The sequence below is a fragment of the Chryseobacterium sp. 2987 genome (assembly GCF_031456375.1).
Lineage (GTDB): Bacteria > Bacteroidota > Bacteroidia > Flavobacteriales > Weeksellaceae > Chryseobacterium > Chryseobacterium vaccae.
In genome coordinates, this window is the sequence record NZ_JAVDUN010000005.1 from 242,871 (window position 1) to 262,884 (window position 20,014).

The window sequence follows — 20,014 nt, forward strand, 5'->3', positions numbered from 1 at the left end:
ATTTTCAGATTATTACTTCTTTATATTTTTCACAAAAATAACGATTGTAGATACTAAAAAAGCAGGAAAATAATCCCTGCTTTTTTAGTTATTTTATACTTTATATTAGCGTTTTCAATTATCTGTCTATTAATATTTTACGCACTGCTGTTTGATCTCCAGATTTAATAATGCCAATATAAGCTCCGTTGGCAAGTTCTGAAACATTAATTTCAGTTTCATTATTTCTCTTAAGGAGTGATTTCCCGGAAAGATCAGTGATTTCAAAGCTCAGATCTTTGGTCTTCACATCAGGAAGCTGAATTGAAATCACATCTTTGGAAGGGTTAGGATAAATCACGACAGATTCAATCGATTTTGAATTATTTTCCTTTGTTCCCATTAATGAACTGACAGTAGTAGCAACGGCAAAATGTTGAAGGGCTCCCACAGTTGCCTTTCCTATTTTGTAGATATACACCGGATCTGTATTGGCAAATGTATCAGCTGTAGTGTGAGGGTAAGAACTTCTTATTCTTTCAAAGAAACCGGTAATGACTTCCCCTTTTCTTTCAAACGGAATATAATCTGTATCTGCAGCCGGATCTACGGCAGTCTGAAGAGGAGAGTATAGTGTGGTGCAATTTCTAAGCTGTTGGGTTACAGCAGCTGAAGCAGCATTGTTACTTGTTGTCCCACCCTGATCCTGATCACAGTAGACCACATTGTTATTATTGCCCATAACACCTCCTACCTGATCCAGGTTAAAGACCAGCTTGATATCCAATACCCGGGTATTCCCTTGATAGGCAATGTTGTTGGCGTAATGATAGCTGCCCTTCAATCCCTGTTCTTCCCCTGAGAAATGAATGAATTTAATAGAGTATTCTGTAGGGATATTTCTGAGAATTCTTGCGGCTTCCAGAATAATAGAAGTTCCGCTGCCATTGTCATTGACACCAGGGCCGTTAAGACTGTCAAAATGCCCGCAGATGATCACATATTTGTTAGGGTAGACCGTTCCGGTTTTAGTGATGACTAAATTTTTGGAACTTGTCCCGCTGAATGTAAAAGGATCTTCTACGATCTGAGATGCGGAATAACCGTAAGAAAGATACTTGTTTTTGATCCAGGTAAGTGCATTGGCATTATTTACCGAACCTGTTGTTTTAATACCTAAATTGGCAAATTCCTGAAGGCTGGTGGTGATATTGGTTTGGGAAACCATATCAGCTCTGTTTTTGTAAGCCTGAATAAGGCTTTGGGCACCGATGCAGTGAAATGCAAATGATGCCAGTGCGATGGTGGTGAGTTTTTTCATATATATAATTTGTTGGTGGTGTCTATTTCTCAATAATGACCTTTCGGGTCACTGTGTTTTGGTCAGATTTTACCGTTACCATATAGGTTCCGTTAATAAGGTTAGAAGTTAGTATTCTGTCCTCATTTTCTGAATTCAACAGTAAACGGCCATTCATATCACTAAGTTCTACATTGAAGTTTTTAACGCTTTCCGGCAGCTCAATATGAATAATATCCTTAGCCGGGTTAGGGTAGATTTTGATGGCTGCCAGCTCGTTTTCTGCATGAACTTCATCGGTTCCCAACACACTGGATGCAGAGGCAAAATGCTGAAGCGCTCCTACAGCAGCTTTTCCTATTTTATAAACATAAACAGGATCTACATTGGCAAAAGTATCATTGGCGGTATGAGGGCGGGAGCTTTGAATATTCTCATAAAACCCGGTAATAATCTCGTTTTTCTGCTCAAAAGGGATATAGTCTGATGAATAAGCATTGGTAATCACGGTCTGTAGTGGTGAATATAAAGTGGTGCAGGTCGCTAGCTCCTGAGTGATCTGGTTAGACATCGCATTGTTAGTAGATAGTCCGCCTACGTCTCTTTCACATTTGATGATAGTATTATTATTACCCAGCTGGCCGCCTACCTGATCTATATTGAATACCAGCTTTACGTCAATATTACGGCTATTATTCTGGTAAACAACATCATTGGCATAATGCTTACTTCCGTAAAGTCCCTGTTCTTCTCCTGAAAAATGAATGAATTTTATAGAATAATCAGTGGGAACATCTTTTAAAATCCTTGCCGCTTCCAGAAGGATAGAAGTGCCGCTTCCATTATCATTTACACCAGGCCCGTTAATCGTGTCATAATGAGCACAGATAATTACATACGTATTGGGATAAAGTGTTCCGGTTTTCGTAATAACAAGGTTTTTAGAACTTATTGTTGTATTAGCTGTATAATCAAAAGTGAAAGGATCTTCCACAATTTGTCCGGCAGTATAACCATACGAAAGATATTTATTTTTAATCCAGTTGAAAGCACTCGTATTAACAGGTGAGCCTGTCGTTTTTACGCCTAAATCTCCGAAAGCCTGAAGGTTAGAAGTTATATTAGTTTGAGAAACCTTGTTGGCCCTGTCTTGATAAGCTTGGATAAAAGTTTGCCCATTAAGGTGGTAAGCTGTTAAAGAAAGAAGGATAATAGTCGTTATTTTTTTCACTTTTAGATAAAATTTTACAGATTCAATAATTCAGCAAATTTAGATAATAAAAACGAATTTTATTTATAAAAACTCAAAGATTCTCCCTTATAATTCTTATTTAGTAAAACATTGATTGTGTGATAGGTATATAATTAATTACATTGCTGTATAGTAATTGAATTATTCATTATTATTATTATTGTATTTATTGATTTTTTACATTAAAAATATAATTTAAAAGAAAATAATGATTTAGAATCATAAATCCACTTCCGCATTACTATGAATACAGCAATAGTGAATAGATCAGTTTCAAAAGTTAGAGAGTATTTTTATTAATCGCGAAGGCAGACAAAGGATGAATAAAGTGCGGCTGTTTTTAAGATAAACAAAGGCGCTTCGCTTATTTTTGAAATACAAGGTTATATCTAAATTTACTTTTTTGAAATTATCAGATAATATTGTTGACATGGGGTACTGGAGCTGATTAATTGACCTGGGAAGCAGGAGCGTTTAAAAAAAGTTATAATTGGAGAAGCGTAATTTTCCGGAACAAAAAAATCCCGGACCAAAGCCCGGGATTTATATTGATAACAAAAGTTCTACATTATTTTACTTGATCTACAACAGCTTTGAAAGCTTCAGGGTGATTCATTGCTAAATCTGCTAAAACTTTTCTGTTAAGCTCAATGTTGTTCTTTTTAAGAGCTCCCATAAACTGAGAGTAAGACATTCCGTGCTCTCTTGTTCCCGCGTTGATACGAGTGATCCAAAGTGATCTGAAATTTCTCTTTTTCTCTTTTCTTCCGCGGTAAGCATATTGCATTGCTTTTTCAACCGCATTTTTAGCTACAGTCCAAACGTTCTTTCTTCTACCGAAAAAACCTTTAGCTTGCTTAAAAATTTTCTTTCTGCGAGCTCTTGAAGCTACGGCATTTACTGATCTAGGCATAATTTAAATTGTTTTTTTGAAAAGGGCGGAATATAAAATTCTCTTAGTGGCACCGTTTCAGGGTTAAAATGTTGAATTTGTTTTGAATTCTTATAAACCGAATATAGATTTATAAAAACTACTTAATGGCTAATTGACGTAGAACGCTCTTTGTATCCACAGCAGCAACGTAAGAAGTCTGCGTAAGATTTCTCTTCTGCTTAGTTTCTTTCTTAGTTAAGATGTGGCTTTTGAAAGCATTTTTTCTTTTGATCTTACCAGATCCGGTAAGAGCAAAACGTTTCTTAGCACCTGATTTCGTTTTTAATTTTGGCATTGTCTTGCTTTTTTATTGTTTTTGTTATCAATATCTTGTCCATGGTTCCTAAATTACTTAGGAATAACAGTTTGCAAAGATACAAAAAAAGATTTAATCTTCTGCCTCTACTACCAGAGATTCTAATAAAATGTTGTGGGTAGGAATAACGGATATCTTCATCACCCCGCCATTCTGTACAACTGTGCTCTGAAGCTTATTATTATCTTTCTGATGATTGACTGATTTTACAGCCCATTTTTTAGACGGAATAGATTTCAGAACCACGGTATAGGTATTTCCTTTGATCATATTCTTTACCAGTTTGTTCTGTTTGAAAACACTTAGAGTATCAGTCGTATTTTTAAAGAAATAACCAGGAACGGTTAGTTCATTTTTGACCAGATTAATTCCCGTATTCTTACTGTATTTATTAAAATAGAGGATGTAATCTTCATTTTTTAACCGGAGATCAACACGGCTAAAGCCATCAGTAAATCTTTGATCTCTAGTCATCTGTTCTCCAAAAGAGAAAAAAGGAATACTGCCGGTATTGAAAATAATGATATCCGGATTTCTTTCAAGAACATAATTGGCATCACCTAGTTCATGCCCTAAAGCTCCGTTTCCAAAATTAGCAGGTGGATGTCTCGGAAGATAATAGTCATTTAATCCCAGCATATCTACTGTCGGAAGTTCTGATGAATAGGGAATACATCCGGCCGCAGTAACCGCAATCAGGGTATTATCAGGAAAGGTATTTTTGAGTTCTTGGCCTAATTCCATTCCACGGAACTCCCATCTTTCTTTGGCGGCTCTGTAATTCTGTGGAATAAAAAGCTGTATAATGGCATTAATAATCAGTGCAGGGATCAGTACAGACTGTATTTTTTTTTGTTTAAAATTGAATTGAGGGGAAACGTTCAGCCCTAAAATAATAGCAAACGTAAAGAAAATAAGCAAAACATAATAATGTCTGTTGGCCGGGAAAATATCACCTCCGACTGATGTTACATAACCTGCCCATGCAGCGATATTTAACAAAAAATAGAAACCAGTGATATTTTTTTTCCTGAAGACAAGAATATATAGAAAATAGAGTCCCAGAGAAGAAATAATCAGAGTTCCGACAAATGCTCTAAGCTGATAATATCCACCTCTCAGAATATGATGAAGAGTAACTTTTACTTTAACTAACGCTGTATTGGGAACAATTTCACCATAATAAGTATATCTGAAAGCCAATTGTCCCAAAAGAAATAAAGAAGGGATGATAAAGCTGAACAACACTATTTTAGCTAATTGGGTCCTGTTTTTCAGATTTGTAGCTAACAGGAAAAATGAAGCCAGAAGGGTAAATAAAAATCCATCCGGCCTGGTAAGGGCAAGAAGTCCCAGCCATACAGAAAGGTAAAGCCCTCTTTTCAGGCTTCCGGTATTGACAATTTTCAATACTTCAATGATAACCAGGGTAACCAAGAGAGCATACATAGGTTGTTCCAGACCTCCGACTGCCCACACGGCAAGGGTAGGAGTCGTTACCAGCAATCCCACACCAAAAAATACAAATTCCTTTTTTACAGGCTGTTGGCTGAAGTACCGGAGAATAGTGCCTATCATCCCAACAGTACACAGAATACCCAGTATCCTTGCCGAAAAAATAAGGTCAATACCCAGTTTGCCAAACAAGGAAACCCCAAGAACCCAAAGAAGGTTGGAGTAGCCTTCCACAGGATGCCCGTCATTCCAGGTCAGTCCTTTACCTTCTAAAAAGCGCTGTGCATATCGGAGAGAGATCAGGCTGTCATCGGAGAAAAAAGGGTAGTAGAAGTAACAGGTCAGGAAGAATACAATAAGGGAAAGAATGAAAAAAAGTCGATATCCAAATTTCATGAATGTGTCAGTTTTTAGCGCATAGTTTCCCAAACCTTTCAGGAATTCCGATTGCAAAATAACAAAAAAACTGCCTCCCAAAAAAGAAAAACTGCAGACGGACTGCCTGCAGTTAGATTATTTTATGAACTAAAGTCTATGAATTGAAAAATTCCAGCAGATCTTTATTGATCGTTTCCGCTTCTGTGGTTGGCATACCATGAGGGAATCCTGGATAAGTGATTAACTTTCCATTCTTAAGAAGCTGTGCAGATTTAACGCCTGAATCCTGATAAGGTACAATCTGGTCATCTTCGCCATGCATTACCAGAACAGGAAAATCTACACTTTTAAGGTCTTCTGTAAAATCTGTTTCGGAAAAAACTTTAACGCAATCGTAATGAGCTTTGATAGATCCCATCATTCCCTGTCTCCACCAGTTTCTGCGGATTCCTTCAGATACATTGGCTCCTTCTCTGTTAAATCCATAGAAAGGAAGGGTAATATCGATATAAAACTGAGATCTGTTGTTAGCAGTATTGTAGCGGATATCATCAAATACCGAGATAGGAGTTCCTTCAGGATTACTGTCACTTTGTACCATGATAGGAGGTACTGCACTGATTAATACCACTTTTGAAACTCTTCCGTTTCCTCCGTATTTTGCAGCATATCGGATTGCTTCTCCACCTCCTGTAGAATGGCCGACATGAATAGCGTCCTTCAGATCCAAAAACGCCGTAAGTTCTGCCACATCTGAGGCGTAGGTATCCATATCATGGCCTGTTTCTACCTGGGTAGATCTGCCGTGTCCCCTACGGTCGTGGGCAATGACACGAAATCCTTTTTCAAGGAAGAAAAACATCTGTTTATCCCAATCGTCTCCCGATAATGGCCATCCGTGATGAAAGAATACAGGCTGTCCTTTTCCCCAGTCTTTGTAATAGATCTCTGTTCCGTCTTTTAATTGAAATGTGCTCATTGTTCTACTTTTTTTGTGATTAATAATGTGCTCAATGTTTTAGTTTATCATGATGATAACAAATGTAGGACAAAATATTTTACAGAAAATTAATATAGGATAATGATTAACAATAATGTAATAAAAAAAGCCGCATATTAGAAATTAGAGAAAAATTAAATTAATCTTTGTTCGGGATAAGAGTATCTGATTGATGCAGGTTTGAAGCTGGGAGATGGAAGTTATGAATGCCATCAATAATAAGTATCATTTTTGTTTTATCTTTTTTTAAGATAGTTTGATTTTAAGTGAACTCTAATACCTATACTAAAATTAACTTCCATCTTTCAGTCATTAATCTTCACTTCGCTTATTTTAGAAATGCGAAGTCTTGTTTGATGTATCAGCCGGATACTGATTATAAAAAAGAAAGCTACCTCATTTGAGATAGCTTTTATATTTTATTTAGCTGGTTTTTTAGGACTCATCATCATGATCATTCTTTTTCCCTCAAGCTTTGGAAGCTGGTCTACTTTTCCAACATGCTCCAATTCCTGAGCAAGTTTCAGAAGTAAGATTTCTCCCTGGTCTTTAAAGATAATAGAACGTCCTTTAAAAAATACGTAGGTCTTTAATTTTGAACCTTCTTCAAGGAATTTTTCAGCATGCTTTTTCTTGAATTCATAATCGTGGTCATCAGTCTGAGGTCCGAAACGGATCTCCTTTACCACCACTTTTACCTGCTTGGCCTTAAGTTCCTTCTGCTTTTTCTTTTGCTCGTATAAAAACTTTTTATAGTCTAATATCCTTGCAATAAAAGGCTCAGCCTTATCGGAGATTACTACCAGATCAAGCTCCTGCTCTGTGGCGAGCTGTCTTGCTTTATCAATTGGATAAACTCCCGGCTCTACGTTATCGCCCACTAAACGAAGCTCTCTCACACGAATTTTATCGTTGATCAAGTGTGCGTCCTCCTGTACCGGACGTCTCTGTGGGCCCCTGTTGTTAAATCTTTGTGCTATTGTATTATAATTTTATTGGTTAATTGCTATTTTATCAAAAGATTGAGAGATTCAGCAATGATTAATCTCTCAATACTTTATTTTTTAATCTTATTAAATGGCAGATTCCTTTTTAAAGTAAGAAACAAAATCTTCCATATTCATTACTCCAAGGTCTCCTTCACCACGTCTTCTTACAGAAATCGTACCGTCTTTCTCTTCATTTTCACCCACTACAAGCATGAATGGGATCTTGTTCAATTCAGCATCACGGATCTTTTTTCCGGTTTTCTCGTTTCTGTCGTCAATCTGACCGCTAATATCGTGATTTTCCAAAAATTGTGAAACTTTTTTTGCATAATCTACATATTTTTCACTGATTGGAAGAATAATAAACTGATCAGGGCTCAGCCACAACGGGAAATCTCCTGCCGTATTCTCCAAAAGGATCGCGATAAAACGTTCCATAGAACCGAATGGTGCTCTGTGAATCATTACCGGTCTGTGCTTCTCATTATCGTTTCCAATGTAGTGAAGATCAAATCTTTCCGGTAAGTTATAGTCAACCTGGATCGTTCCAAGCTGCCATCTTCTTCCTAAAGCGTCTTTCACCATGAAATCCAGCTTCGGTCCGTAGAATGCAGCTTCACCATATTCTATTACCGTTTTAAGATTCTTATTTTTAGCAGCAGTAATGATGGCACTTTCTGCTTTTTCCCAGTTCTCATCAGAACCGATATATTTTTCTCTGTTTTCAGGATCTCTTAAAGAAACCTGCGTTACAAAATCTTCAAAACCTAAAGATCTGAAAACATAAAGAACAAGATCAATTACCGCTTCAAATTCTCCTAAAAGCTGATCCGGAGTACAGAAAAGGTGAGCATCATCCTGAGTAAATCCACGAACCCTAGTCAGCCCGTGAAGCTCTCCACTTTGCTCATATCTGTATACCGTACCGAATTCTGCATATCTTTTCGGAAGATCTCTGTAGCTCCATTGCGAAGTTTTATAGATTTCACAGTGGTGAGGGCAGTTCATTGGTTTCAGCATGAATTCTTCACCTTCATTCGGTGTTTTGATCGGCTGGAAGCTGTCTGCTCCGTATTTATCCCAGTGTCCGGAAGTTACATACAATTCTTTCGCCCCGATATGTGGAGACATTACAAATTCATAACCTCCTTTTTTCTGAGCTGCAGAAAGGAAATTTTCCAGTTTTCTTCTCAAAGCAGTCCCTTTTGGCAGCCATAACGGAAGCCCGGCACCTACTTTCTCAGAAAATGCAAAAATTCCAAGTTCTTTACCTAATTTTCTGTGGTCTCTTCTTTTGGCCTCTTCCAGTCTTTCAAGATATTCAGTAAGATCTTTCTGTTTAGGGAAAGAAATACCGTAAACTCTTGTCAATTGAGGGTTTTTCTCATTTCCTCTCCAGTAAGCTCCTGCAGCATTTAAAATCTTAACGGCTTTTACGATATTGGTGTTAGGAATATGACCTCCACGGCATAAATCTGTGAAATCATCATGAGTTACAAAAGTGATCTCTCCGTCATTAAGATTAGAGATCAGCTCTACTTTATAAGGATTATCTGCATAAACTTTCAATGCTTCTTCTTTAGAAACAGGGTATAATGAGAATGTTGAACCTTTTTTAGCATTTTCCAATACTTTCTTTTCAATTTTCTCAAAGTCTTTTTCAGATAAGCTTTCGTCTCCGAAATCTACATCATAATAGAATCCGCTTTCAATAGCAGGACCAATGGTCAGCTTAGCATTAGGATAAAACTCAAGGATTGCCTGCGCCAGAAGGTGGGCAGAAGAATGCCAGAACGCTTTCTTTCCAAGATCATCATTCCAGGTCAGCAGCTGTACCGTTGAATCCGTCGTTATAGGTGTGGTGGTTTCTACTTGTTTACCGTTTACAACTGCGGAAATGGTATTTCTAGCCAATCCCTCACTGATAGATTTTGCCACATCTAAAGGAGTAACTTCTCCTTCGAATTCTTTGACACTATTGTCTGGAAGTGTAATTTTTATCATTGTTTACTAAGAAATTTTAAGATGCAAAAATACGCATTTTTTAGATAATATACTATATTAGCATCTATTTAGAATGAGATTTAATATAAAAATAGAAAAGATATTTGTGCTTTTTGTATCATTGGGTTTTATAAGTAGCTTTTCATAGAAAAATTATTCAAATTCCTTTGTTTACAGGAGAAGTAAAAAGCCTGAAGTACGCTTTGTCTATTGAACTGTATTTCTTCTCAAAAACATCAGAAATCAAACAAAAAATAAACTTTTTAAATATGGATACTTTCAATATAGATCTGCATTGTGACCTTTTATATTATCTGTTAAGATCAGAGGCCAAAATAAATGATGGTGAGTTCGGAGCTTCACTGCCTTTTTTAAGAGAAGGAAATGTAAAGCTTCAGATTATGGCGATCTATTCATCCACAGGTAAGGGAAGTACAGAATATGGGCTTCAACAGAGCAGTCTGTTTTCAGAACTGATAAAAAGTGACGATTTTTTCCTGTTTGAAAATGAAAGCTATAAAGACACCGAAAATGAAGGAAAAACAGGAATTCTGGCTTCCATTGAAAATGCTTCTTCTTTCTGTGATGAAAATGAAAGTCTTGATTCCGGTTTTAAAAAGTTGGAAAGTATCATTGAAAATACAAAAAAAGTCTTTTATATAGGAATTACCCATCACACGGAAAATCGTTTTGGAGGCGGAAACAATGCTTCAGCAGGATTGAAAGAAGACGGAAAAGTATTGATTGATTATCTTTCAGACACAAAAATAGCCATCGACCTTGCTCATGCAAGTGACTAGCTGGCTCATGATATTTTTAATTATATCGATCAGAAAAATTATTCAGTTCCCATTCTGGCAAGTCATTCCAATTACAGAACGATTTATAAGAACAACCGGAATCTTCCTGATGAGCTGGCTAAAGAAGTGATCCACAGAAAAGGTTTAATTGGATTGAATTTCATTAAAGATTATATTGATCTGGAGCATCCGGAACGGCTTTATGAACATATTCAGTACGGATTAGATCTGGGTGGAGAAAACAGTATCGCTTATGGAGCTGATTATTTCTACTGGAAAGACCATCCGGACAAATCCCGTCATCCGTTTTTCTTCCCTGAACATTCCGATGCTTCAGTGTATCCGGCAATCAATAAAGAAATATCGGAGAGATTTTCTCCTGAACTGATGAGAAAAATAAGCCATGAAAATGCCCTGAAATTTATAACGGGAATATATCAGCCGTAATTCTGATTTTTAGAGTGCAAGTTTGTTTTAAAATCAGAGGGAAAATATTTTAATTCTCGCAGATCATGCAGATTTGGCAGATTTATGAAGTCTTTTAAAAAAACAGAAATAGATTTAAAAACGTTTGCCTATAACGTTCACTTCATCGGATAACGAAGTTGATTCTATACTTTGCTTCCTTTAAAATCATTATTGCCTATTCATGAAACTTTGTGTTTTCAAAAAAATAATAATTAATGCTTGTCCGGGAGATTTATTTAGGTTTGCAGATCATGCCGTTTTTTGTTGGTTTAACGCAAAAGGCGCAAAAGTTTTAAATTATTATGCAGCTTTTAAGGCGCAAGAAAATCCATGATTTTCAGCAAGTTTTTAGAATTGCAATCCTTCGTTTCATCGAATCAACGGAGTTGATTCTTTCTTTTGCTCCCTAAAATCAATAGTATCAATAACCTTTAGTTTTCAAAAAAATAATAATTAATTTCAGTTACTCAATTAAAAAGATAAAAAGGGTCATGAAATCTGTGTAATCAGCGAGATCTGTGGGAAATAAAAGCCAGCTACAGTTTACAGCTGACTTTTTCTTTTATATTTTACCTTCTGCTTGATGATTTCAATCACATCCACATTCTGCACTTTAGACTTTACCCAGCCATGAATGTCAATATAAAGAAGGGATCTTCTGTAATATTCATTTTGTGAAAATGTTTCCAACTTTTCATCAAATGCTTTAAATGCCTCTTGCTGTTTGTTTAAAACCAGATTGTTAATCTCTTTGAAAAACTGGATGCTTTCATAATGAAATTCCTCAGGCTTTTTCATTTTCCGGGCAAACTTTAAGGTAGAGGCAATAAATTCATCATAATCTTCATCATTTCCCGATTCATATTTCGCCATCAGAATCAGGATTCTTGTATGAAAGAGAAGGTCTTCCTGTACATTTCCGCGGCATTCTACGACCTTCATTGCGTACTCAATTGACCTATCATACATTTTACTTCCGAAAAACATGGCAGCCATTTTCAGATAGAGAATCATAAAGTGATGTTCATCAATCTTTTCTTTCAGGCGTTCCATTTTCAATTCAATTTCCGGGATCAGCTTTGTACCTGCAAAAAATTCACCCTTTACAAAATGAATGTTCATCAGGGTATTATAATGGGTCAGAAAAATCAGCGACTGTAGGTTCTCGTTCTGAGCAAAGTTTTCAGCGTTCACTGTAGTGTTGAAGCTTTCAAAATGTTCTTCCAGAATATCAATGTTTCCGTATAAGAACAGGATTTTGAGGAGGTAAGTATTTCCTTTAATATACCAGACCGGATGGCTGAAGATCATTTCAGGCTTTTTATGAAACAGATCTACCCACTGATACGCGTATTTCAGGGTGTATTTATACTCCTGCAACAGTTGGTTTTTCCAGACATGAGCTTTGAAATACCAGAGTTTTTCTGTGAAGTTCAGTTGATCCGGATTTATATTTTGGATCTGTGCATTGAAGATGTCCAGTATTTCTTCCCGATCCTTATCATTTTTTGCATAGCCATGGGTAAGCATTTCGCTATACAGTTTCAATGAAAGATTAGAGAGTTCGGTAGCATAATGATTTTGTATGCTTACTTCCTGTGATTGTCTGATCAGTTCATCGGCACGGCCTTCAATACTTCTTGTAATGAATTGTGATTCAATAACTTTTTCAAGATCAATAATTTCAGAAGCAATGCTTTTTTCGTCCAGTTCTAAAGCAGTTTGCTTCGTTTTATCTAATATTTTTAAAGCTTGCTTATAAAGACCTTTCTGATATAAAATATTGGCAAAGTCAAGCTGTTCACGAAGCTGTATCCTGTAATTCTGATGGCTGGGATTCATCCGCAGGCTGACTAAGATCTGCTTATAAAGATGAGCCTTAAGATTGGATAATTGTTGTTTCGTGGATATTTTTTTCTCAATAACGATATTCTCATCATATTCTTTCATTTTATCCATTTCTGAAAACAGCAGCAGAAATTTGGCATCTGTGTTTATTCCGAGACGATTCACATAAAGTTTGAACTGGCGTTTTTCTGAAGTGGTCAATGACTTGACAAGGACGAACAAAAAATCTTTCTGCAATTCTGCCATTGTAAATTAATGAAATATAATTAATTGATTTTTAATTGAATATGGTTATTTTATTGGCTGTTGGATATTGTAATTTTCAGAATTAATGAAAATAAAAAAATATAGTAAGCTGTAGTTTTGAATCAAAATTAAGTAAAAATTTAATTATGAGTTCTGAAAAGATTGAAATTTTTGACACCACATTAAGAGATGGAGAACAGGTTCCCGGATGTAAGCTGAATACCCAGCAAAAGCTGATTATCGCTGAAAGCCTTGATGAGCTAGGGATTGATGTAATAGAAGCCGGTTTCCCGATTTCAAGCCCCGGAGATTTTGAATCGGTTTCAGAAATTTCAAAGCTGATGCGAAATGCTAAAGTATGCGGACTGACAAGAGCGAATAAAAAAGATATTGATACCGCTGCGGAAGCTCTTAAATATGCAAAGAAACCACGTATCCATACCGGAATAGGGACTTCAGATTCTCATATCCGATACAAATTCAATTCAACAAGAGAAGCTGTTCTGGAGCGGGCTGTAGAAGCTGTAAAATATGCCAAAAGCTATGTGGAAGATGTAGAATTCTATGCGGAAGATGCCGGAAGAACAGATAATGCCTATCTGGCAAAGGTTTGTGAGGAAGTCATTAAAGCAGGCGCTACGGTTCTTAATATTCCGGATACCACAGGATATTGTCTTCCTGAAGAATACGGCCGGAAAATAAAATACCTGAAAGAAAACGTAAAAGGTATTGAAAAAGCAATTTTATCCTGCCATTGCCATAATGATCTGGGGCTGGCTACGGCCAATTCCATTGCAGGAGCGGCTAACGGTGCACGTCAGATTGAATGTACAATCAACGGATTGGGAGAAAGGGCTGGAAATACAGCTTTGGAAGAAGTGGTTATGATCTTAAAACAGCATAAACACTTAAATCTGCACACCGATGTGAATTCCAGGATGCTTAATGAAATGAGCCTTATGGTTTCAGATCTGATGGGAATGCCGGTACAGCCTAATAAAGCGATTGTAGGAGCCAACGCATTCGCTCACAGTTCCGGAATCCACCAGGACGGTGTCATCAAGAACAGGGAAACCTATGAAATCATTGATCCTGAGGAAGTAGGAGTGAACGCATCTTCTATCATCCTTACAGCAAGAAGCGGGCGTTCAGCTTTGGCCTACCGTTTTAAACACATTGGATATGATATTACCAAAAATGAATTAGACTTTCTGTATCAGGAATTTTTGAAGATAGCAGATCTAAAAAAGGAAGTTAAAAATGATGATCTGTATCTGATGATGGAAACTTTCAGCAGAAAAATAGGATAGATGAAGATGAATAATCAAGACCATATGACAATGAATAAAAAAACTCTTTTTGACAAAGTATGGGATGCCCATGTTGTGGAGACTGTTCCGGACGGACCACAGATTATCTATATTGATAAACATCTGATTCACGAAGTAACCAGCCCTCAGGCCTTTGCAGAGCTTGAAACCAGAAACCTGAAAATATTCAGACCGGAGCAGATTGTTGCCACCGCTGATCATAATGTCCCAACATTGGATCAGGAACTGCCGATCAGGGACGACCTTTCCCGGAATCAGGTAGAGCAGCTGGAAGAAAACTGCGCAAAAAATAATATTGAACTTTTTGGCCTTGGACATCCGTATCAGGGAATCGTACATATCATTGCCCCGGAGCTGGGAATTACCCGTCCCGGAATGAGTATTGTATGCGGAGATAGCCACACTTCCACACATGGTGCTTTCGGAGCGATTGCTTTCGGGATAGGAACCAGCCAGGTCGCACAGGTTTTTGCCAGTCAGTGCCTGCTGCTGAACAAGCCTAAATCGATGAGGATTACCGTGAGCGGAAAACTGAATAAAAATGTCCAGCCTAAAGATGTGATCCTTTATATTATCTCCAAAATAGGGACAGACGGTGGAACCGGTTACTTCTGCGAATATGCAGGGAATGTATTTGAAGAAATGTCGATGGAAGGAAGAATGACCGTCTGCAATATGAGTATTGAAATGGGCGCAAGAGGCGGTATGATCGCTCCTGATGAAACGACTTTTGACTATGTGAAGGGAAAACCTTTTGCCCCTCAGGGTGAAGAATGGGAGGCTGAACTGGCGTACTGGAAAACACTAAAAACGGATGAAGGAGCCGTATTTGATCAGGAACTGAGTTTTGAAGCTTCAGAAATTCATCCTATGATCACTTATGGAACCAATCCGGGAATGGGTATTTCTGTGAATGAAGTAATTCCTGCCCCACAGAATGAATCTGAAGAAAAAGCCCTCCGATATATGGGATTAAATGCAGGACAGACGGTTTCAGACATCAAAGTGAATTATGTATTTATAGGGAGCTGTACCAATGCCAGGATAGAAGATTTCAGATCGGCAGCACAATATATTAAAGGAAAGAGTAAAGCGGACAATGTTAAAGCTTTGATTGTTCCCGGATCTCAGCAGGTGGTAAAACAGATTTACGAGGAAGGTCTTGACCGGATTTTTAACGAAGCAGGGTTTCAGATTCGCCAGCCCGGATGCTCCGCGTGTCTTGCGATGAATGATGATAAGATTCCGGAAAGTGAATACTGTGTTTCCACTTCCAACAGAAATTTTGAAGGAAGACAGGGACAGGGAGCCAGAACAATACTGGCCAGTCCGCTTACAGCAGCCAAAGCAGCCATTGAAGGCAGAATTTCAGCTTTTGAAAATTTAAATTAAAAAGGTTTTAAAATATATTTTTTAACAACACATGCAACAATTAAAGCGAATACAATCCCGCGCAGTTCCGCTGCCGGCAGAAAATATAGATACAGATCAGATTATTCCTGCAAGATTTCTTAAAAGTATAGAAAGGCAAGGTTTTGGCGAAAATCTGTTCAGAGACTGGAGATTCAATATCCATACGGGGGAGCCCAATCCGGATTTTGTCCTGAACAACCCCAGATATAAAGGGGAGATTCTTGTAGCAGGTAATAATTTCGGGTGTGGAAGCAGCAGGGAACATGCAGCATGGTCATTAACGGATTATGGTTTTAAAGTGATCATCTCCAGTTATTTTGCAGACATTTTTAAGGGAAATGCCTTGAATAACGGCCTTCTTCCGGTAAAAGTCTCCGAAGAATTCCTGAAAGATATTTTAAAAATAAGCACAGAAAATCCTGAAACTGAAATCACGGTGGATGTGGAACAGCAAACCATCAGCTGTAATGGAAAAACCGAAACTTTTGAACTCGATTCTTATAAAAAGATATGCCTTCTTAACGGCTATGACGATATTGATTTTTTAATCAGCAAAAAACAGGCGATAGAGCAATTTGAACTAAAAACACAAAAGTATGAGCAAAAAACAGTTTAAAATAGCAGTGCTTCCCGGTGATGGTATTGGTCCTGAAGTAGTTGGAGAAAGTATTAAAGTACTTGAAGCTGTTGGTGAGGTTTTTCAGTGTGAATTTCACACGGAATACGGACTGATTGGTGCGGAAGCTATTTTTAAAACAGGAGATCCATTACCAGAAGAAACCTTGCAGATCTGCAGAAATTCAGATGCAGTGCTGTTTGGAGCGATAGGGGATCCTGTTTTTGATAACGATCCTGATGCGAAGGTGAGGCCGGAACAAGGACTGTTGAAACTCCGTAAGGAATTAGGTCTTTTTGCCAATATAAGACCTTTGAAAACGTATGCTTCTCTGATTGAAAAAAGTCCTTTAAAAAGAGAAATCATTGAAGGAACAGATATTCAGATCTTCAGAGAGCTGGTGAGCGGAATCTATTTCGGAGAAAAATTTACCGATCCGGAAGGTGCTTACGCTTATGATATCTGCAAATACAGCCGTGAAGATATTGTTCCTATCGTTCATATGGCTTTTAAAGAAGCGGAAAAGAGAAATAAAAAGCTTACCCTTATTGACAAAGCCAACGTTCTGGATACTTCAAGGCTTTGGAGAAAGATTTGTAAGCAAATTGCGTCTCAGTATCCGGGCGTTCAGCTGGATTATCTGTTTGTTGACAATGCGGCCATGCAAATGATCCTTAATCCCAGACAGTTTGATGTGATCCTGACTGAAAATATGTTCGGAGATATTATCTCAGATGAAGCAAGTGTGATTGGCGGGTCCATAGGGCTTCTTCCTTCAGCTTCTATTGGTGAGGAAAATGCCCTGTTTGAACCTATACACGGTTCTTATCCCCAGGCAAAAGGGAAAGGCATTGCCAATCCTGTGGCTTCTATTCTGAGTACAGCCATGATGCTTGATCATCTTGAACTTTATGATGCTGCAGATAAATTGAAAAGAGCTGTAGAACACGCCCTAGAAAATAAATATGTTACGGTGGATCTTAATGCGGAACAGCATTATTCCACACAGGAAGTGGGAAGCTTTATTTCCGATTACATCCGGTATTCTGAAAAATCCTATTATAATTTTGAAAATATCAAGATCGGAAAATCCACCATTGTATAGACACCACAGCCCATATAATAATAGATTAGAAAGAAAGGTTCTGCTCCGGCGGAACCTTTTGATTTTGGATAAGTACTATTGGCCTACATGTTGGCTTACGCAAAGATTTCTATGTTAATAAACAAATATTATTAGAATTTTTTATTGATAAAAATTCTTCCTTTGGTAAAAATGGCTGTTTTCGTTTGATTACGGCCATTATTCGGTGTACTAATTTATTTCTTACGGCATTGAGAACACTCATTTTATTTTTACCCTGCTCTACTTTTCTCTGGTAATACGTTAATAGCTTAAACACATACACATCGTGGCTCTTAGCTTCCCGCAATTGATTTTCCAGTGCTGTCTTCTGCAATAGCAGTGTATCACGGGATTTGGCCAGTACATTCATTTGTTGTATAACTTCCTCTGGTTCTTCATAAGGCATTATTTTATCATGATAACGCACAGCATATTCTGCAATTTTTCTGGCATCTTTCCGGTTATAAATCCCCGTATTTTCGCAACAAATCAAAAGATCTTCTTTTGTTATTTTTAGCATTTTTAAAAGATCTTTTAAAAAAATAGTAATTCCTTTCTCTGTATTGGGGATAATCAGCTCACATTGAACTTTGTATTCAAAATTCATTACTGTACAATCTAGTTTTAATTTGGAAATATCGATGCCAATAACATACTTTTGTCTCATAACTTTTGAGTTTATCATTCACATTGAGAGTTTTGTCTAAGCCCTTGATAATAGGTCCTAAACCTAAATTTCTATTATGACCTTGCTCTCAAAGAAACAGGGTTCATAATCTTTGCATAGGTCTAAGAATCCTCTGACGCAATATGGTTCACCCTGTTTCTTGTGAATGGTTTAATTCTGTAAACTTAATTTCTTTTTACAAACTAAAGGACGCTATTTTTCTTTTACATGCTGTGGTATAAGGCGCCAGGATTTTATCTTCGATAAAATTGGGATCATGTATATTTTGCCTGGAACTTTTTTAGACTTAGTTTTAGCACACATCAAAAATTTCATTCTTGAATTTGTGGTACATAAAACACGGAAATTTTTATCCCCAGATTTTACAGATATATAAACCTGCTTAATCTGCTAGATCTGCCGAGAGAAAATAAAAACAGAAATCTTTACAATTCTCTATAAATTTTCAAGGTGATAAAATAAAAAAGGCTCTGCTATTGAGACAGAACCTTTGGGTTTTATTTTTCAGTGTTATCCGTTTTTCCCGACTTGTTTTTGGAAGACTTTTGAACATCTTCCTTGTCAATATCAGGCGGATTGGTCTTTTCTGATGATGCAGGAATATTCTGAAAATCCTGATTTTGCTTTTTCGTTTCTGCTGAATTCGCAGATTCTTTCTTTTTGTGATTGTCTTCTGAATTCATAGCTTCTATATTTTTAGAGTCCTAAAATACCGAGTTTGCCGGTTTTATCTTCTATAGTATAATTCAAAGCTTTTGCCAAAACGAAAATATTATTCAGATTTTCCATTAATTGTTTACGACCTTCAGTCCGAAGCTGATTCTGATCAATAGATTTCATAGCAGTTTCCTTGGCTTTCTGAGTTACATTCTTAATGTCTTTTTCAGAAATCCTGTTGAAGAACGAATCATCCAGAGACTGGATTTCAACACTTGGTGTAATTCTTATATCCGCATCGGGAAGTTCTGTGATCACCAGCTTTTTGTTGATGGAGTCCACTTCTATCTTCATTTTGTTCAGATCATAAGAAACCTGGGCATTGGTTTTCGTGTAAGTGATGATACTATTGCTTGAAACTTCCTTTCCAAACACCTCGTAACCCATTTTGGTTTTCTGCATACTGGAGGTATTTTGTTCCATCACCACCATTTTATTCATCCTGGAAATCTGGTTGGTCAGGATATAATAATCTGACTGTTCCGTTTTTCCGCCAAGATTCAGACATGATTTAAGGCCGAAGAATAGAATCAGCATAGCAAGAACTCCTGCTGCAAACGATATGATTACTTTATAATTTCTCAACTTATTTGCCAAAAATTTCTTTAATTACAGAACCGTCATCTTTTTTCAGGATTTCAACCAGGTCTCTTTCGATATAGCCGGTTTTAGGCATTTCAATAATCCTTCCGATTTCTTTTCCATATTTTTCTACAATAATGGTAGGAACCTTTTGAATGTTGTAGCGCACTTCATCTCCGTTTGGAGATTCTTTTTTCCTGTTGACAGCAATAATCGTTAGTTTATTGTCCGGGTATTTCAATTCTTCCAGAATTCTCATCAGTCTTGGAAAATCCCTGTGGCTGTCTTCACACCATGTTCCCATGAAAACGACAAGTGAATACGTGTTTAGTTTTCCTTTTCTCAGTTCGCTGATCGCTTTCTGGTCAAGGGCATATTCATCATATTCCTTCACATACCAGTCTGCATACGGAGCCTTTAAAAACTGTTCTTTCAGCTGATTTCCCAAAAGCATTTTACCGTCATTCTGAGTCTCTACCTCACGGTTTACTACCACTTTTTGAGCGCTGAACTGTTGGGCAGCCAGAACAATACATGAAACGGCAACAATCTTTGTAATAAATTTCTTCATA

General features: G+C 37.2%; 17 protein-coding genes and 1 pseudogene. 5 read left to right on the forward strand and 13 right to left on the reverse strand.

What is annotated here, in order from left to right; genetic code table 11:
* Window positions 1-118: 118 nt before the first annotated feature.
* The 8 genes from J2Y40_RS16545 to thrS all read right to left on the reverse strand — a co-directional run bounded on the left by J2Y40_RS16545 (window position 119) and on the right by thrS (window position 9,607).
* Window positions 119-1,300: a M28 family peptidase gene (locus J2Y40_RS16545; RefSeq protein WP_310000179.1), complete on the reverse strand. Its 1,182-nt coding sequence runs from the start codon at window positions 1,298-1,300 to the stop codon at window positions 119-121.
* Between the two features lie 22 nt (window positions 1,301-1,322).
* The gene (locus tag J2Y40_RS16550) at window positions 1,323-2,510 is read right to left on the reverse strand and encodes a M28 family peptidase (protein WP_310000181.1); all 1,188 of its coding nucleotides are present in this window, start codon (window positions 2,508-2,510) and stop codon (window positions 1,323-1,325) included.
* A gap of 589 nt (window positions 2,511-3,099) precedes the next feature.
* A complete protein-coding gene (gene rplT, locus J2Y40_RS16555) occupies window positions 3,100-3,444 on the reverse strand; it encodes a 50S ribosomal protein L20 (protein ID WP_076352028.1) in 345 nt (114 codons plus the stop codon).
* A gap of 118 nt (window positions 3,445-3,562) precedes the next feature.
* The gene (rpmI, locus tag J2Y40_RS16560) at window positions 3,563-3,760 is read right to left on the reverse strand and encodes a 50S ribosomal protein L35 (protein ID WP_062699712.1); all 198 of its coding nucleotides are present in this window, start codon (window positions 3,758-3,760) and stop codon (window positions 3,563-3,565) included.
* Between the two features lie 93 nt (window positions 3,761-3,853).
* Window positions 3,854-5,632 carry a hypothetical protein gene (locus J2Y40_RS16565; RefSeq protein ID WP_310000185.1) on the reverse strand — a complete coding sequence of 593 codons (1,779 nt, stop codon included), beginning with the start codon at window positions 5,630-5,632 and terminating at the stop codon, window positions 3,854-3,856.
* 136 nt (window positions 5,633-5,768) lie between these two features.
* Complete coding sequence (locus J2Y40_RS16570) at window positions 5,769-6,593, reverse strand: alpha/beta hydrolase (RefSeq protein ID WP_310000187.1); 825 nt, start codon at window positions 6,591-6,593, stop codon at window positions 5,769-5,771.
* A gap of 440 nt (window positions 6,594-7,033) precedes the next feature.
* On the reverse strand, window positions 7,034-7,534 hold the full coding sequence (gene infC, locus J2Y40_RS16575; protein WP_172617123.1) for a translation initiation factor IF-3: 501 nt from the start codon (window positions 7,532-7,534) through the stop codon (window positions 7,034-7,036).
* Window positions 7,535-7,687: 153 nt separating this feature from the next.
* Window positions 7,688-9,607, reverse strand: a complete 1,920-nt coding sequence (gene thrS / locus J2Y40_RS16580; protein ID WP_153392111.1) for a threonine--tRNA ligase — start codon at window positions 9,605-9,607, stop codon at window positions 7,688-7,690.
* Between the two features lie 269 nt (window positions 9,608-9,876).
* Here thrS and J2Y40_RS16585 point away from each other — a divergent pair.
* Window positions 9,877-10,854: pseudogene (locus J2Y40_RS16585) on the forward strand (dipeptidase).
* A gap of 564 nt (window positions 10,855-11,418) precedes the next feature.
* On the opposite strand, the gene J2Y40_RS16590 reads toward J2Y40_RS16585, so the two are convergent.
* Window positions 11,419-12,969, reverse strand: a complete 1,551-nt coding sequence (locus J2Y40_RS16590) for a hypothetical protein (RefSeq protein ID WP_310000193.1) — start codon at window positions 12,967-12,969, stop codon at window positions 11,419-11,421.
* Window positions 12,970-13,115: 146 nt separating this feature from the next.
* Here J2Y40_RS16590 and J2Y40_RS16595 point away from each other — a divergent pair, with 146 nt between their 5' ends.
* Genes J2Y40_RS16595 through leuB form a run of 4 tightly spaced genes read left to right on the forward strand, consistent with a single transcriptional unit; the run spans window position 13,116 to window position 17,434 of the window.
* Window positions 13,116-14,279 (forward strand): 2-isopropylmalate synthase, encoded by a 1,164-nt coding sequence (locus J2Y40_RS16595; protein WP_310000195.1) that lies wholly within the window; start codon window positions 13,116-13,118, stop codon window positions 14,277-14,279.
* A 24-nt stretch (window positions 14,280-14,303) separates the two neighbouring features.
* A complete protein-coding gene (gene leuC / locus J2Y40_RS16600; protein ID WP_310000440.1) occupies window positions 14,304-15,692 on the forward strand; it encodes a 3-isopropylmalate dehydratase large subunit in 1,389 nt (462 codons plus the stop codon).
* A 31-nt stretch (window positions 15,693-15,723) separates the two neighbouring features.
* The gene (gene leuD, locus J2Y40_RS16605; RefSeq protein ID WP_153392116.1) at window positions 15,724-16,329 is read left to right on the forward strand and encodes a 3-isopropylmalate dehydratase small subunit; all 606 of its coding nucleotides are present in this window, start codon (window positions 15,724-15,726) and stop codon (window positions 16,327-16,329) included.
* On the forward strand, window positions 16,310-17,434 hold the full coding sequence (leuB, locus tag J2Y40_RS16610) for a 3-isopropylmalate dehydrogenase (RefSeq protein WP_153392118.1): 1,125 nt from the start codon (window positions 16,310-16,312) through the stop codon (window positions 17,432-17,434). Before leuD ends, leuB begins: the two co-directional genes overlap by 20 nt.
* A gap of 109 nt (window positions 17,435-17,543) precedes the next feature.
* On the opposite strand, the gene J2Y40_RS16615 is transcribed toward leuB, so the two are convergent.
* The 4 genes from J2Y40_RS16615 to J2Y40_RS16630 all read right to left on the reverse strand — a co-directional run bounded on the left by J2Y40_RS16615 (window position 17,544) and on the right by J2Y40_RS16630 (window position 20,013).
* Window positions 17,544-18,122 carry a hypothetical protein gene (locus tag J2Y40_RS16615; RefSeq protein ID WP_310000197.1) on the reverse strand — a complete coding sequence of 193 codons (579 nt, stop codon included), beginning with the start codon at window positions 18,120-18,122 and terminating at the stop codon, window positions 17,544-17,546.
* A 518-nt stretch (window positions 18,123-18,640) separates the two neighbouring features.
* A complete protein-coding gene (locus J2Y40_RS16620) occupies window positions 18,641-18,826 on the reverse strand; it encodes a hypothetical protein (protein ID WP_153392122.1) in 186 nt (61 codons plus the stop codon).
* A gap of 13 nt (window positions 18,827-18,839) precedes the next feature.
* Window positions 18,840-19,445: a DUF4230 domain-containing protein gene (locus tag J2Y40_RS16625; protein ID WP_310000442.1), complete on the reverse strand. Its 606-nt coding sequence runs from the start codon at window positions 19,443-19,445 to the stop codon at window positions 18,840-18,842.
* Window position 19,446: 1 nt separating this feature from the next.
* A complete protein-coding gene (locus J2Y40_RS16630; RefSeq protein ID WP_153392124.1) occupies window positions 19,447-20,013 on the reverse strand; it encodes a thioredoxin family protein in 567 nt (188 codons plus the stop codon).
* Between the last annotated feature and the right edge of the window lies 1 nt (window position 20,014).

Excerpts from the sequence above, each read along its gene's own strand:
- leuC (WP_310000440.1), top strand. The coding sequence starts at position 14,304 with ATGACAATGAATAAAAAAACTCTTTTTGACAAAGTATGGGATGCCCAT.
- J2Y40_RS16570 (WP_310000187.1), bottom strand. The coding sequence starts at position 6,593 with ATGAGCACATTTCAATTAAAAGACGGAACAGAGATCTATTACAAAGAC.
- leuB (WP_153392118.1), top strand. The coding sequence starts at position 16,310 with ATGAGCAAAAAACAGTTTAAAATAGCAGTGCTTCCCGGTGATGGTATT.
- leuD (WP_153392116.1), top strand. The coding sequence starts at position 15,724 with ATGCAACAATTAAAGCGAATACAATCCCGCGCAGTTCCGCTGCCGGCA.
- J2Y40_RS16595 (WP_310000195.1), top strand. The coding sequence starts at position 13,116 with ATGAGTTCTGAAAAGATTGAAATTTTTGACACCACATTAAGAGATGGA.
- rpmI (WP_062699712.1), bottom strand. The coding sequence starts at position 3,760 with ATGCCAAAATTAAAAACGAAATCAGGTGCTAAGAAACGTTTTGCTCTT.
- J2Y40_RS16620 (WP_153392122.1), bottom strand. The coding sequence starts at position 18,826 with ATGAATTCAGAAGACAATCACAAAAAGAAAGAATCTGCGAATTCAGCA.
- J2Y40_RS16545 (WP_310000179.1), bottom strand. The coding sequence starts at position 1,300 with ATGAAAAAACTCACCACCATCGCACTGGCATCATTTGCATTTCACTGC.
- J2Y40_RS16565 (WP_310000185.1), bottom strand. The coding sequence starts at position 5,632 with ATGAAATTTGGATATCGACTTTTTTTCATTCTTTCCCTTATTGTATTC.
- J2Y40_RS16630 (WP_153392124.1), bottom strand. The coding sequence starts at position 20,013 with ATGAAGAAATTTATTACAAAGATTGTTGCCGTTTCATGTATTGTTCTG.
- J2Y40_RS16590 (WP_310000193.1), bottom strand. The coding sequence starts at position 12,969 with ATGGCAGAATTGCAGAAAGATTTTTTGTTCGTCCTTGTCAAGTCATTG.
- thrS (WP_153392111.1), bottom strand. The coding sequence starts at position 9,607 with ATGATAAAAATTACACTTCCAGACAATAGTGTCAAAGAATTCGAAGGA.
- rplT (WP_076352028.1), bottom strand. The coding sequence starts at position 3,444 with ATGCCTAGATCAGTAAATGCCGTAGCTTCAAGAGCTCGCAGAAAGAAA.
- J2Y40_RS16615 (WP_310000197.1), bottom strand. The coding sequence starts at position 18,122 with ATGAGACAAAAGTATGTTATTGGCATCGATATTTCCAAATTAAAACTA.